We start from the raw sequence: 14,030 nt of genomic DNA on the forward strand, positions 1-14,030 counted from the left end.
TAGCCCACTGATTTTTAGGCAAAAAATACCGACCAATGCAGCACAGAAACCTAACCCAGGCTTGCACGCGCGTCGTCGCCGGGATGTTCATTGGCGTCTTGATGGCAGCAGCTCCCGGCGCGTTCGCCGACGAAGTCAGCAGTTTTAATCAGAATGCCTCATATTCGACCCCCAGCGGGTCGAATTCTTTGTCTCCCCTCAATTCGCAATCGGCCGCTCCCGACAGCGACGGCGGCGCCAAATCGTTCCTCTCCGGCATGGCCGGTAAAGCGGGCGACGTGGTGGTCGGCGCGCTGAACATGATCGGCGTTCGCTATCGTTGGGGCGGTAATACGCCCGATTCGGGGCTCGATTGCAGCGGCTTCGTTCGCTATGTGTTCCAGGACACGCTCGGCATGGCGCTTCCGCGCCGCGCTGAGGAAATGAGCCGCGTCGGCGAAAAGGTTCGCGTCAGCGACCTGAAGCCGGGCGATCTGGTGTTCTTCAACACGATGCGCCGTACGTTCTCGCACGTCGGCATCTACATCGGCGACAACAAGTTCGTGCATTCGCCCTCCACGGGCAGCACGATCCGTGTCGACGATCTGGATAGCGGCTATTGGGAAAAGCGTTTCACGGGTGCTCGCCGGATCGAGACGTCCTATCAGGACGGTGAAGATCTGCGCAAGCGCGTGAATGCTTCGATCGGTGGTAATCAGTAACTAATCCAGCGCACACCGGTAGTTTTGGTGTAAAAAAGCCCGCTTCCTTTGAAGCGGGCTTTTTGCGTTTGGGCGCTTGCTGATGCGCCGGCGAATTTTCCGTGCTGTACCCCGGCCTGTGTCGGCACTGCGTGCGTGACGACAGCAGGAGTGCTCCAGTCGGTGTAGCGAGCGTGACGACAGCAGGAGTGCTCCAGTCGGTGTAGCGAGCGTGACGACAGCAGGAGTGCTCCAGTCGGTGTAACGAGCGTGACGACAGCAGGAGTGCGCCGGTCGGTGTAACCAGCGTTACTCCGGCGGGTTAAACCGAGGCGCGGCTTGCGGCCAGCTTGCGTTGCAACTCCGGCATCATCTTCGCCACCGCTTCCTCTCCGGCCAGGATCGCTGCGTTGCGCTGCGAGAAATCGCTGCCGCTCATGGCCGCAAGATTTGGCCGGATCACAATGTCGGCGTACTTGTCGAGTTCATAGGCCTTGATTGTCTGGCCCATGATCGTGAAAGTCTGCATCAGCACGTCGAACGAACTGGCGGTGAGGCCGCTTTCCGGGCGCTGCGAGATATCCACGGCAATCACGAAATCCGCGCCCATCTTGCGCGCAAACGAAGCGGGCACCGGGCTCACCAGACCACCGTCCACATATTCGTGCCCGCCGATCTTCACCGGCTCGAAAATCGACGGCACGCTGCATGATGCGCGCACCGCAATGCCGGTGTTGCCGCGCTGGAACAGGATTGGCTGGCCGGTCTTCAGATCGGTGGCGACCACGCCGAGCGGCTTGACCATTTTCTCGATCGGACGGTTGTTGAGGGTCGTATTCAGGTAGTTCTGCAGCGCGATGCCTTGCAAAAAGCCGCGCGTGCGAAACGGCATGGCCCAGTCGCTGATCGACGCTTCGTCCATGGTCAGCGCGAGCTTGTTCAGTGCAAAGCCGTTCATCCCCGATGCGTACAGCGCGCCGACTACCGAACCCGCACTGGTACCGGCTACCAGGTCGACCTGGATATTACGTGCCTCCAGCGCCTTGATCACGCCGATGTGCGCGAAGCCGCGCGCGGCGCCGCCGCCCAGCGCGAGCCCGACGCGGATTGACTTCTGCGGTTTGTCGAGCGGAGGCGGATTGGTGGTGGGCGTGGCGGCAACCGGCGTGCTATCGGTCTTGCTGCCGCCGGTCGTGGTGCAGGCGGCCAGCACCGCGGAGGCGGCCGCCAATGAGAAGTTGCGACGGGCGAGGCGAGGGGATGACGGTTTCAACGGGTTCTCCAGCAACGGCACGGGCGGCGCAATCGGTGCAATCGGTGCAATCGGCGCAACCTGTGCCGCGATCAGGCGGATAGTCAAACGGACAGGACCGCCGGCGGCGATTCCATGCGCTGTGGTTCTATCCCACCCGCAGCGCGCGCACATCATAAAGCAAAGCTCTGGGCGCGCGTCGGCCCGGTAATGAAACGTTGCAGAGGAAGCCCTCGGACGCCTTGAAGCATGCTTCTCGCGCGTCCTGTGCGCTGTCATTGGCCATTCGGACGAGGGCAGGCAACGCGGGTTCGGAAGGTATAATTCGGCTCTCGCAATTATTTCCTTCGTGTCCGTGCAAGGCGTTTTCTGCTGCATGGGCGCGCTCCGCTGCCGCGCTTCACTGGCAATGTCTGCCACAGCGCCGGCGCCTGTCTTCCGAGTAACCGCTAATGACCACCTCCGTCCGTACCCGTTTCGCACCGAGTCCCACCGGCTTCATCCACCTCGGCAACATTCGCTCCGCGCTTTATCCGTGGGCGTTCGCGCGCAAGATGAAAGGGACCTTCGTGCTGCGGATCGAGGACACCGACGTCGAGCGTTCCAGTACCGAAGCGGTCGACGCCATTCTCGAAGGCATGGATTGGCTGGGCCTCGATTTCGACGAAGGCCCGTTCTACCAGATGCAGAACATGGACCGTTATCGCGAAGTGCTCAAGCAGATGCTGGATGCTGGCCTGGTGTACCCGTGCTACATGTCGACGGAAGAACTCGATGCGTTGCGCGAGCGCCAGCGCGAAGCGGGCGAAAAACCGCGTTACGACGGTACATGGCGCCCGGAACCCGGCAAGGTCCTGCCGGAGCCGCCGGCGGGCGTGCAACCCGTGCTGCGCTTCCGTAACCCGTTGACCGGTGTCGTGGCATGGGACGACGCAGTGAAAGGCCGTATCGAGATATCGAATGAAGAACTCGACGACCTCGTGGTCGCTCGCCCGGACGGCACGCCGATGTACAACTTCTGCGTGGTGGTCGACGATCTGGACATGCGCATCACGCACGTGATTCGCGGCGATGATCACGTGAACAACACGCCGCGTCAGATCAACATTTTGCGTGCGCTCGGCGCTGAACCTCCGGTCTACGCGCACTTGCCGACTGTGCTGAACGAGCAGGGCGAGAAGATGAGCAAGCGTCACGGCGCGATGAGCGTGATGGGTTATCGCGATGCCGGCTTTCTGCCGGAGGCGGTGGTCAACTATCTGGCGCGTCTGGGCTGGTCGCATGGCGACGCGGAAATCTTCACGCGTGAGCAGTTCGTCGAATGGTTCGATCTGGAGCATCTGGGCAAGTCGCCGGCTCAGTACGACCACGACAAGCTGAACTGGCTCAACGCGCACTACATCAAGGAAGCGGACAACGCGCGCCTCGCGGAGCTGGCAAAGCCTTTCTTCGCTGAACTGGGTATCGACGAAGCCGCCATTGCGCAAGGCGCTGATCTGGCATCGGTGGTGGGCTTGCTGAAGGACCGCGCGTCGACGGTGAAGGAAATCGCCGAAAACGCCGCGATGTTCTATCGCGTACCGGCACCTGAAGCCGAGGCGCTCGCGCAGCACGTCACGGATATCGTGCGTCCAGCGCTTGCCGATCTGGCTGCAACACTCAAGACGGTGGAGTGGACCAAGGAGGCGATCGCCGCCGCATTGAAGGCAACGCTCGGCGCGCACAAGCTGAAGATGCCGCAGCTGGCCATGCCGGTTCGTCTGCTGGTGGCGGGCACCACGCATACGCCGTCGATCGACAGCGTGCTGATGCTGTTTGGTCGCGATGTCGTCGTGAGCCGTATCGAAAAAGCGTTGGCTTGAGCGCGTTCGCACCTGCGTTGAGAGGGTTTGCATGCGACTTGCGAAAAAAGTCGCATGCAATTGCTCAAAGGGTATTTACAAAGCGCAAATTGGCCTCTAGAATCTCGTTTCTGTTCTGCAAGGGGGGTATAGCTCAGCTGGGAGAGCGCTTGCATGGCATGCAAGAGGTCAGCGGTTCGATCCCGCTTACCTCCACCATCAGAGCAGAGTGAAGTGGTTCCGAAGTCTGGAGCTTGTAGCAAAAAAGACTTCACAAACGGCTGTAACGTAGTTAGAATATCGGTCTTTGCTGCTGACGAAACGAAGTTAGCCTGAAGTTGAGGCAAGTTAGCAGCAAGATAAAGACAGATCTGAAAAGATTATGTCCCCTTCGTCTAGAGGCCTAGGACATCACCCTTTCACGGTGAGTACAGGGGTTCGAATCCCCTAGGGGACGCCAAATATCAGCGTCGCTTTAGTATTCGATAAGAAATAGTAAAGCAGCGCAGCTTGCAGAGAAAAAACCAACGCTCGCAAGTCATGATAGGCAAACTGGAGTGGTAGTTCAGTTGGTTAGAATACCGGCCTGTCACGCCGGGGGTCGCGGGTTCGAGTCCCGTCCACTCCGCCAGACAAAGCCCGTTCATACAAACCTGAACGGGCTTTTTCATTAAAGGTGTAAGCAGTACGTTGTCCCCTTCGTCTAGAGGCCTAGGACATCACCCTTTCACGGTGAGTACAGGGGTTCGAATCCCCTAGGGGACGCCAAGACATCGGCGTCGCTCAGTTGGTAGTATGAGTTAGCACGATGAGCGGTGCAGTTGGTGAATGAGCAAAGCTCACAAGCCACGGTGCAAAAATCTGGAGCGGTAGTTCAGTTGGTTAGAATACCGGCCTGTCACGCCGGGGGTCGCGGGTTCGAGTCCCGTCCGCTCCGCCAGATTTTAAGAAGCCCACTTCGAAAGAAGTGGGCTTTTTTTATTTTCGCAGCCGGCCTGCCTGGGTATCGTCCGGGTATGCTCGGGACAAACAGCCATTGCCAGCGCGCGCGGCCTGTTTTACCGTTGACCCGACCCATCTTCGTCGTTCCACCATGTTCGATCCAACCGAAGCTCCGTCACCGTTTCATCTGCGCCGCGCCAGCATGGATGATTTCGAGTTCGCCGAGGCGCTGACTCGCAACAACATGGGTGGCTACTATCGCCGGCACCATCTGGTCTGGCGTGGCGATCTGTTTCTCGGTAGCTGGCGCGAGTCGGAAAATTTCATTCTTGAAGTGGACGGCGAGCCGATCGGCGTGTTGCGCATCACGCAAGAAGGCGATTCGCTGCATATCCGCGACGTGCAGATTGCTGAAGGGCATCGGCGGCTCGGCGCCGGCACGTATCTGCTCGACATCTCGCATCAGTGGGCGCGCGAGCGCGGGCTGCGCGAGTTGCAGTTACGCGTGTTCGTCGATAATCCTGCCGCGCGGCTATATCAGCGCAAGGGGTACAAGCTGACCGGGCCGCGTCTGGCGCAACTCGGGGCGATCCGTCATCTGGCGAGGCGCGTCTGACAGACTACGGCTAGCGGTTACGCTTTGCGCCGTCACTTTTGCGCGGTCTCTTCGTCCGCCTCTGTATCACCACGATCTCCGCTCGCCACACGATGTTCAGAGCCACGCTCGATGAACGCGCGCGGACTTTCGCCGAATGCCCGCCGGAACATCGCCGAGAACGCACTCTGGCTCTGATAACCCAGTTCTTGCGCGACATGTGAAAGCGGCCGCCCCTGACTCAATAACGGAATGGCGCGCGCGAGAATGGCCTGCTGACGCCATTGCGAAAAGCTCACGCCCAACTCCTGACGAAACAGCCGCGCAATCGTGCGCGTACTCGCACCGACGCTCGATGCCCATTGTTCGAGCGAGTCGCCGTGCGTCGGGTCCGCGATCACGGCCTCGCACAACGCGCGCAAGCGCTTCTCGTTGGGCATCGGCACGGACAGCGGTAGTGGCTCCGAGCGCGTCAGTTCGTCGAGCGCGAGCGCGCCTAGCAGTTGTTCGCGTGTCGCTGAAATGCCAGGCGTATCGAGCGCGGCGATGACTTCGCGTAGCAGATCCGATACTTCGACCACGCGCGGCGTATCCAGTCCGGCCGGAACGGTGCTTTCGGTAATGTAGAGCGTGCGCAGAAATGCATCTTCGACTGCGACGACTTCGTGTGTCACATGCGGTGGCACCCAGATCGCCCGGGATGGCGGCACCATCCATGTCGTGCCGGTCGTCGCGACCCGCAGCACGCCGCGTGACGCATACGCCACCTGTGCCCACGCGTGTGTGTGTCGCGCGATCCGCCAGCCCGACGGCATCTGCCGCGAGCGCACGCGGATCGGGTGCGATTGCGTCGGCTGGAATTCGGGCGGAATGTCGGCGAAGCGGATCTGGCTCGACTGGTCTGAGTCAGCGGACGAATTCATGTTGAAGATCGATCCAATGGATGGAACTCAAAAAAGCAGCGCCTGTAAAACACGGAATCCATGGGCAAGGGGCGCTTAAGTACCGCGCCTTCCCCTGTGGACCCCCGAAGGCGCGGACCCGAAGGCGCGGACCCAAAACCACCGCGGGCTTCTCATTGTAGGTGTTACATCGAAGTCAACGTTGCATAATGTCCCGATTGCACGGATCCCGAGGAGAACCCCATGAGCTTTGCAACCGCTGACTTGTGCGACGCGCACGAGGACCAACTGGCGCTTGGCACGCTGCGTGTGCTCGAGCCGGTCTTTCACCTCTTCAGTCGCGCCGAGTGTTTCAGCGGCGAGGCGGTGACGCTACGGGTGTTCGAAGACAACGCGCTCGTACGCGCCACGCTCGAGGAGAAGGGCGACGGCCGGGTGCTGGTGGTCGACGGCGGTGGCAGTCTGCGTTGCGCGCTGGTCGGCGGCAACCTCGCCCAAATCGCCGAGCAGAACGGCTGGGCGGGCATCGTGCTGAACGGCTGCGTGCGCGATACGCTGGAGCTCAATGAAGTCAATGTCGGCGTGGCGGCGTTGGCGACCTGCCCGAGGCGCGGTCAGAAGCTCGGCACGGGCGAGCGCGACGTGCCGGTGCAATTGCCGGGCGCGCTGGTACGTCCGGGCGAATGGATCTATGCGGACATCGACGGCGTGCTGGTGGCCAGCGCGTCGCTAAACTGAACCCCCGGCAACCGCCGAGGTAAGCCGAACCCACCATCAAGGAGAGCAAACGACGATGCAGACCGTCTTTGTATACGGCACGTTGCGTGCCGGTGAAGTGAACGACCTTAGAGATGCTGCGGCGCGCAACGAGATCGCCGCGCCGAATCTGCTCGGCACGGCCACGGTGCGCGGTCATCTATTCGACTTCGGCTTGTATCCGGGGCTGGTGGTCGACGAAGCGGGCGTCGACGTCACGGGCGACGTCTACGAAATCGACGATGAACTGGTTGCGGTGCTCGACGAGATCGAAGCGGTCTATCCCGGAGTCGAAGACCGTTTCCTCGCGCGAGAAGTGATGGTGAAAGTGGACGGTAACGTCGTGAATTGCCGCTTCTATCCAGTCGCGCCCAATGCGGTGAAGGGTCTCCCGGAAATCAGGTCGGGCGATTGGGTCCAGTACCGCAGCACGCGCTGAGGGGCGGCATAGCTGGCCCACGGCGAGCGCACCGCGAGTACGTAACGCAAGCATAACGAGGGCATCGCGAGCGCATAAAAAAGCGGCCCGGCAGGCATGCGCCTGTCGGGCCGTCCGGTCGGTCAGCCTTGCGACCCAGGCCGCTCTTTCATCTTGCGTGGCTGGTGAAAGCGGGCCTGGTGCGACGTCGTTACTACTGGTAAATGAGGCTGATGCATGAGGCCATTCAGATGCCTCAGATTTCCTCGTACAACGGCAGCGTCAGGAAGTCGGTGAACTGCTCCGACGTCGACATGTCTTCAAAGATTTGTGCAGCGCGGTCGTACGGCTTCGTATCGCCGCCGACTGCCTGCTTCACCTTGTCGAGTTCTTGCGCCGACAACTCGCGCACCAGCTCGGCGGTGACCTTGCGGCCGTCTTCGAGCTTGCCCTTCGGCGAGCGAATCCATTGCCACACTTGTGAGCGCGAGATTTCCGCGGTGGCGGCGTCCTCCATCAGGTTGTGAATCGGCACGCAGCCATTGCCCGCGAGCCACGAACCCAGATAGTGAATGCCGACGTTAATGTTGTTGCGCAGACCGCCTTCGGTGATCGGCGCTTCCGGGCGGAAGTCCATCAGGTCGGTCGCCGTGACCAGCACGTCGTCGCGTTGCTTGCCGATCTGATTCGGTTTGTCGCCGAGCACCTTGACGAATTCTTCCATCGCGATCGGCACGAGCCCCGGATGCGCGACCCAGCCACCGTCGTAACCATCGCCCGCATCGCGTGCCTTGTCGGAGCGGACACCGCCCATTGCCTTATCGTTCGCTGCCGGATCGTTCTTGATCGGGATCAGCGCGCTCATGCCGCCGATTGCCGGTGCGTTGCGGCGATGGCACGTCTTCAGCAGCAGCAGCGCGTATGCACGCATGAACGGCGAGGTCATCGTGATCTGCGAGCGGTCGGCGAGACAGAAATCGCGGTCGTTCTTGAACTTCTTGATCGCCGAGAAGATGTAGTCCCAACGGCCGGCGTTCAGCCCCGAGCTGTGTTCACGCAACTCGTACAGGATTTCGTCCATTTCGAACGCGGCGACGATCGTTTCGATCAACACGGTCGCGCGAATCGTGCCGCGCGGCACGCCGACGGCTTCCTGTGCGGCGAGGAAAATGTCGTTCCACAGGCGCGCTTCCAGATGGCTCTCCATCTTCGGCAGATAGAAGTAGGGCGCCGTGCCGCGCGCGACCTGTTCCTTTGCGTTGTGAACCATGAAGAGCGCGAAATCGAAGATGCCGCCGGAAACACGCTTGCCGTCCACCGTCACATGCTTTTCGTCCAGGTGCCAGCCGCGCGGACGCACGATCAGCGTGGCGATCTTGTCGTTCAACTGGTATGACTTGCCGTTCTGTTCGAGCGAGATCGTACGGCGCACCGCGTCCTTCAGATTGATGTGGCCGGTAATCTGGTTATCCCAGCTCGGCGCATTCGAATCTTCGAAGTCGGTCATGTACGAATCCGCGCCCGAATTCAGCGCGTTGATGATCATCTTGCGCTCGACCGGACCGGTGATTTCGACGCGGCGGCATTGCAGATCTTGCGGCAGCGGCGCGATCTTCCAGTCGCCTTCGCGCACGCTTTTCGTTTCGGCGAGGAAGTCGGGACGCTCGCCGGCATCGAGCCGTTTGGTGCGCTCGATACGCGCCTGCAACAGCTGCTGACGGCGCGGTTCGAACGTGCGATGCAGCGCGGCGACGAGCTCGAGCGCTTCGCGGGTGAGGATCGCTTCATAGCCCGGCTTGATCTCAGCCGTGATTTCCATGCCCTGCGGCAGCTGCAGCGATGATTGCGATGACAGCGAATTCGCCATGACTTCTCCTTGGTCGGTCAGATTGCAAAGGTGCAAATGTTGAGATGGGGTTAAAAGGCGTCGTGGGATCCAGGTGGTAGCTCTCATGCGCCAGGGCTGTGGCGCGTGCGGCTGCCACCGGGATTGCCGGTGCTGCCAGGGCCGCTATTGCGGTCGGGCGACGCGAGGGACTTCAGAAACGCGAGCAGATCGTTCATGCCTCCGCCCGCGCCATGCGGCGTGACGCCCAGTTCTTCGGCTGGTGCGTTTTGCCGGTTAAGCCAGAAAGTCGTGAAGCCGAACCAGCTCGCGCCTGCCACGTCCCAGCCGTTCGACGATACGAAGACGATCTCGCGCGGTTGCGCGCCGAAGGCTCGTGTGCCGAGCGCGTAGGCCGCGGGCGAGGGTTTGTAGGCGCGTACAGCGTCGACGGACAGAACATGGTCGAACAGGCCCGTCATGCCGGCGCTCTTCACGGCGACGTCGAGCATTTGCGGATTGCCGTTCGAGAGGATCGCGAGACCGGGCCTTGACGTTGCCCCTGCCCCTGCCCCGGCTTTGCCACCCGCAGGCGCAGGCGCGGACCCGGCCGACGCCGAAGGCGCGTCGCGCAATTGGCGCAGCGCGGGCACAGCATCGGGAAAAGCGGACAGGCACGCATATTCGTCCATCAGACGCTTCTCTGCCGCGCGGCCCAGCGTGAGATGCAGTTTCTTGGCGGCGAAGCGCAAGGCGTCGAGCGTGATGTCCCAGAACGGCCGGTAGTGCGCGCCGGATGCGCCGGCCGGATCGGCGAGCGTGCGCAGTTGTGTGTATTCGATCTGTTTTTGGCGCCACAACTGCGAGAGCGCGTCGCCGTGGCTCGGGAACATCTGCTCCGCGGCAGCGATCACCGAATGCACGTCGAAAAGCGTGCCGTATGCGTCGAAAATCACTGCTTTAGGGAAGGGTGTCGTTGTGGCCGACATTGCCGTGCACTCCTATCAGAGGTCAGGACGGATTGTATTAGTGATGCTATATGCTCAAAAAGAGGCTAAAGATCACTTGATCTTTTACTTTCATGCACCTAATCTGACGCGCACCGACCACATTCCCGTACAGCCTCCCAAGGGGACTTCCCTCCGGGGCATTGCGGCTCCGCCAACCATGGACCGTTTCAAGCAGATCGAGACTTTCGTTACCGTCGCTGCCAAGGGCAGTCTGTCCGCCGCGGCGCTCGCCGAAGGCGTCGCACCCGCGATCATCGGCCGCCGCATCGATGCACTCGAAGAGCGCCTTGGCGTCAAATTGCTGGTGCGCACTACACGCAAGATCACGCTGACCTTCGAAGGCTCGGCGTTTCTCGAGGATTGCCAGCGCGTCATCCACGACATGCAGAACGCCGAGGCCAGCGTGTCGGCGGGCGGCGTGAAGGCGAGCGGCCATTTGCGGCTGTCGGCGCCGGCCGGGTTTGGGCGCAGGCATGTTGCGCCGCTGGTGCCGGCCTTCACCGTCGCGCATCCGGATGTGTCGATTACGCTGGACCTGTCCGACCGGCTGGTCGATCTCGTCAACGAGGGGTTCGACTGCGCGGTGCGCCTGGGCGAGCTGCCGGATTCGTCGCTGGTGTCGCTCAAGCTCGGTGAGAACCGCCGCGTGTGCGTGGCTTCGCCGTCGTATCTGAGCCGGCGCGGATCGCCGCACACACTGGCCGATCTCGCGCACCACAACTGCCTTGCGCTCGGCGCGAGCGCCAATCAGCAGCGCGGCTGGATGTTCCAGCAGGGCGACAAGGTCGTGTCGATCAAGGTGTCCGGTACGATGGAGTGCTCGGACGGTGCCGTGCTGCACGAGTGGTGCCTGGAGGGCTATGGGCTCGCATGGCGCTCGTGGTGGGAAGTCGGCACGGATATCGCGGCTGGCCGGCTGGTCAGCGTGCTCGACGAGTTCGCCGCGCCGCCTATCGGCATCCACGCGGTTTTTCCGCAGCGCCGGCATTTGCCGCTGCGGGTTCGACTGTTTCTGGACTTTCTCAAGCATACGTACGGTCATCCTGATTACTGGCGCTGACGCCGGCTGAGGTGCGGCTGAGGTGCAGATGCAACTCAGGTACAACTCAGGTGCAACTGACGTCCGGCGATCTGGTGCAATGCCGCCTTGCATAATCGCCGTGCAGCGGGTTTCCGATATGCGGACAGACCCGCACGATGGCCTTGACCGCATTTCTGCGAACTACAATCGATTGAAGCGGCTTCGAAGCCGAGCCTCGTGGGACGCTGACGCCGCGCTGCGCACAGCCGGCGACGGAGGGCATCATGTTCAGGCACATCCTGGTTCCGACCGATGGTTCAGACCTGTCACGCAAGGCGATAGACGGCGCCATCGATCTCGCGCAGGCCGTCGGCGCGCGCGTCACCGCTTACGCGTGTCTGCCGCAATATCCGTACTCCCCTTTCTCCGACGTGGTGATCGAGCCGCCGGTCGAGTTTCTGCAGCGCAGCGAGCGTGAGGCGCGCGTCCATCTGCGGGAAGTGGAGCTGGCCGCGCGCCGTGTCGGTGTCGCGTTCGACAGCCGCACCAGCGTGCATCCGGCGCCGTATCTCGGCATCATCGAAGCCGCGGAGCAGGGCGCCTGCGACGTGATTTTCATGGCTTCGCATGGGCGGCGAGGTCTCGGCAGCCTGCTGATCGGCAGCGAGACGCAGCGGGTCCTGACGCATACGAAGATTCCAGTGATCGTGTACCGCTGACGTACCTGCCCGCCATTCGTGTCGCGGGCAGGTACGGCATAGCAAAAAAAACGCGCCGGCGATGAGGCCGGCGCGTCCTATGCTCGCCGCACAATGCGTAGTGCTGGCTTTGTCTCCGCTGTCGACCAGAGTTCGCGCTTTGGCGCGTTACTCTGGTCCCAAGCAAGATGGTTGCTGCTGCCGTCACTCCCAGCTTCCAGCCATCAGGGCAGGCGGCGTACTCCAGCCCTGATGGCTACTCCTCCCTGACGGCGGCCCTCTACCGGGGCCGCTTTTCGTCTGCCTTGCCGTTCTCGCGATCAGACCGCGTTGACCTGCTTACGCGACCTTCTTGTCGAAGAACTGTTCGTCTTCCGTCGAACCGTGCAGCGCGGTCGTCGACGCGTCGCGCTCGACCGTTTGCGTCACGGCGTCGAAGTAGCCGGTGCCGACTTCGCGCTGGTGCTTGACCGCGGTGAAGCCCTTTTCGGCCGCTGCGAATTCAGCCTGCTGCATTTCGACGAACGCGGTCATCTGGTTGCGGGCATAGCCGTGCGCCAGGTTGAACATCGAGTAGTTCAGCGCGTGGAAGCCGGCCAGCGTGATGAACTGGAACTTGTAGCCCATTGCGCCGAGTTCGCGCTGGAACTTGGCGATGGTTGCGTCGTCCAGGTTCTTCTTCCAGTTGAACGACGGCGAGCAGTTGTACGACAGCAATTGGTCCGGGAATTCCTTGTGGATCGCATCGGCGAATTTCTTCGCGAATTCGAGGTCCGGCTTGCCGGTTTCGCACCAGATCATATCGGCGTACGGCGCGTAGGCGAGGCCACGCGAAATCGCTTGCTCCAGACCCGGCTTCGTCCGATAGAAACCCTCCACCGTGCGTTCACCCGTCAGGAACGGCTTGTCGTTGTCGTCCACGTCCGACGTGATCAGGTCGGCGGCTTCAGCGTCGGTGCGAGCCAGCAGCACGGTCGACGTGCCGGAGACGTCGGCGGCCAGACGCGCGGCGGTCAGCTTGGCGATATTTTCACGGGTCGGCACGAGCACCTTGCCGCCCATGTGGCCGCACTTCTTCACCGAAGCAAGCTGGTCTTCGAAGTGGACGCCCGCAGCGCCGGCTTCGATCATTGCCTTCATCAGTTCGAACGCGTTCAGCACGCCGCCGAAACCGGCTTCCGCGTCGGCCACGATCGGTGCGAAGTAGTCGATATAGCCTTCGTCGCCCGGATTCTTGCCTTCCGACCATTGGATCTGGTCGGCGCGCGTCAGCGTATTGTTGATGCGCTTCACGACGAGCGGCACCGAGTTCGCCGGATACAGCGACTGGTCTGGGTACATTTCGCCGGCCACGTTCGCATCGCCCGCCACTTGCCAGCCCGACAGGTAGATTGCCTTCAGGCCGGCCTTCACCTGCTGCATTGCCTGGTTGCCGGTCAACGCGCCGAGAGAGTTCACGAACGGCTCGTTGTTGACGCTTTCCCACAGCTTTTCTGCGCCGCGCTTGGCAAGCGTGTGCTCCACTTGCAGCGAGCCGCGCAGACGGATCACGTCTTCAGCGGTGTACGTACGCTTCACGCCTTTCCAGCGCGGATCGGTTTCCCATTGCTGTTGGAGTTGCTTGGCTTGTTGTTCGCGCGACATGGTGTGCTCCTTGGCTGCCTGTAATGGATATAGGTGACTCTGTCTTCGTCGAAGCGGGTGGCCGTCTGAGGCGTTTCGTTTCCTCAAGTCTTATATAAGAGTCTAGGCAAAGCGACCGTCGCGCAATAGCGGCCGAGCAGTGTTTTTTTAATATTTATTTTTGTTAAAAATCAATTGCTTATATCATTCGTTCCGCATTAAGAAACGTCTTTTTCCATCTTGCAACAGGGTATCTTGTGCCGTGCAACACGATTTTTTACGACGCAAAAAAATTTTCCACATCGTGAAATTCGGCGATTGCCCAAGCACGGACGAAAAAAAACCGGTGCCTGAGCACCGGTTTCTTTCGACTAACGGACGGCAACGCCGTCCGGGTCTTTTCAGGCCGCCTTACGCACTGAACGAGCCACGTAAATAGCGCTTTGCCTGATGATTACTGAGTCGCT

General features: G+C 61.3%; 12 protein-coding genes and 5 tRNA genes. 12 read left to right on the top strand and 5 right to left on the bottom strand.

The genetic code is table 11. From position 1 onward, the window contains the following. Window positions 1–35: 35 nt before the first annotated feature. The gene (locus HHL24_RS03420; protein WP_169483980.1) at window positions 36–701 is read left to right on the top strand and encodes a C40 family peptidase; all 666 of its coding nucleotides are present in this window, start codon (window positions 36–38) and stop codon (window positions 699–701) included. Between the two features lie 301 nt (window positions 702–1,002). On the opposite strand, the gene HHL24_RS03425 is transcribed toward HHL24_RS03420, so the two are convergent. Beyond that, window positions 1,003–1,995 carry a patatin-like phospholipase family protein gene (locus HHL24_RS03425; RefSeq protein ID WP_407947469.1) on the bottom strand — a complete coding sequence of 331 codons (993 nt, stop codon included), beginning with the start codon at window positions 1,993–1,995 and terminating at the stop codon, window positions 1,003–1,005. A gap of 389 nt (window positions 1,996–2,384) precedes the next feature. Here HHL24_RS03425 and gltX point away from each other — a divergent pair, with 389 nt between their 5' ends. From gltX to HHL24_RS03460, 7 genes are all read left to right on the top strand, one after another. Further along, the gene (gene gltX, locus HHL24_RS03430) at window positions 2,385–3,794 is read left to right on the top strand and encodes a glutamate--tRNA ligase (RefSeq protein WP_169483981.1); all 1,410 of its coding nucleotides are present in this window, start codon (window positions 2,385–2,387) and stop codon (window positions 3,792–3,794) included. A gap of 122 nt (window positions 3,795–3,916) precedes the next feature. Continuing rightward, window positions 3,917–3,992, top strand: a tRNA-Ala gene (locus HHL24_RS03435). Window positions 3,993–4,157: 165 nt separating this feature from the next. Then, window positions 4,158–4,233: transfer RNA gene (locus tag HHL24_RS03440), tRNA-Glu, on the top strand. A 94-nt stretch (window positions 4,234–4,327) separates the two neighbouring features. Continuing rightward, window positions 4,328–4,404 (top strand) — tRNA-Asp (locus HHL24_RS03445). A 61-nt stretch (window positions 4,405–4,465) separates the two neighbouring features. Continuing rightward, window positions 4,466–4,541: transfer RNA gene (locus HHL24_RS03450), tRNA-Glu, on the top strand. Window positions 4,542–4,636: 95 nt separating this feature from the next. Further along, window positions 4,637–4,713 (top strand) — tRNA-Asp (locus HHL24_RS03455). A 153-nt stretch (window positions 4,714–4,866) separates the two neighbouring features. Continuing rightward, entirely contained in the window at window positions 4,867–5,331 is a 465-nt protein-coding gene (locus HHL24_RS03460) for a GNAT family N-acetyltransferase (protein ID WP_169483982.1), read from the top strand. Between the two features lie 32 nt (window positions 5,332–5,363). Here the strand turns inward: HHL24_RS03460 and HHL24_RS03465 are convergent, their stop codons facing one another. After that, window positions 5,364–6,233, bottom strand: a complete 870-nt coding sequence (locus tag HHL24_RS03465; protein ID WP_169483983.1) for an AraC family transcriptional regulator — start codon at window positions 6,231–6,233, stop codon at window positions 5,364–5,366. A gap of 222 nt (window positions 6,234–6,455) precedes the next feature. Here HHL24_RS03465 and rraA point away from each other — a divergent pair, with 222 nt between their 5' ends. Both rraA and HHL24_RS03475 read left to right on the top strand, forming a co-directional pair. Beyond that, the gene (gene rraA, locus HHL24_RS03470) at window positions 6,456–6,950 is read left to right on the top strand and encodes a ribonuclease E activity regulator RraA (protein WP_169483984.1); all 495 of its coding nucleotides are present in this window, start codon (window positions 6,456–6,458) and stop codon (window positions 6,948–6,950) included. A gap of 55 nt (window positions 6,951–7,005) precedes the next feature. After that, on the top strand, window positions 7,006–7,407 hold the full coding sequence (locus tag HHL24_RS03475; protein ID WP_169483985.1) for a gamma-glutamylcyclotransferase family protein: 402 nt from the start codon (window positions 7,006–7,008) through the stop codon (window positions 7,405–7,407). Between the two features lie 235 nt (window positions 7,408–7,642). Here the strand turns inward: HHL24_RS03475 and aceB are convergent, their stop codons facing one another. After that, window positions 7,643–9,253, bottom strand: a complete 1,611-nt coding sequence (aceB, locus tag HHL24_RS03480) for a malate synthase A (protein ID WP_169483986.1) — start codon at window positions 9,251–9,253, stop codon at window positions 7,643–7,645. 83 nt (window positions 9,254–9,336) lie between these two features. After that, window positions 9,337–10,200, bottom strand: coding sequence for a (S)-2-haloacid dehalogenase (locus HHL24_RS03485; protein WP_169483987.1), 864 nt, complete (start codon window positions 10,198–10,200; stop codon window positions 9,337–9,339). A 178-nt stretch (window positions 10,201–10,378) separates the two neighbouring features. Here HHL24_RS03485 and HHL24_RS03490 point away from each other — a divergent pair, with 178 nt between their 5' ends. Next, window positions 10,379–11,281 (top strand): LysR family transcriptional regulator, encoded by a 903-nt coding sequence (locus HHL24_RS03490; protein WP_169483988.1) that lies wholly within the window; start codon window positions 10,379–10,381, stop codon window positions 11,279–11,281. A 245-nt stretch (window positions 11,282–11,526) separates the two neighbouring features. Beyond that, on the top strand, window positions 11,527–11,961 hold the full coding sequence (locus HHL24_RS03495; protein ID WP_169483989.1) for a universal stress protein: 435 nt from the start codon (window positions 11,527–11,529) through the stop codon (window positions 11,959–11,961). A 318-nt stretch (window positions 11,962–12,279) separates the two neighbouring features. Here HHL24_RS03495 and aceA read toward each other — a convergent pair whose 3' ends face one another. Continuing rightward, window positions 12,280–13,584, bottom strand: a complete 1,305-nt coding sequence (gene aceA, locus HHL24_RS03500; RefSeq protein WP_054041024.1) for an isocitrate lyase — start codon at window positions 13,582–13,584, stop codon at window positions 12,280–12,282. Window positions 13,585–14,030 lie beyond the last annotated feature (446 nt).

Origin of the sequence: Paraburkholderia polaris (assembly GCF_012927345.1) — a bacterium.
GTDB classification, from domain to species: Bacteria; Pseudomonadota; Gammaproteobacteria; order Burkholderiales; family Burkholderiaceae; genus Paraburkholderia; species Paraburkholderia polaris.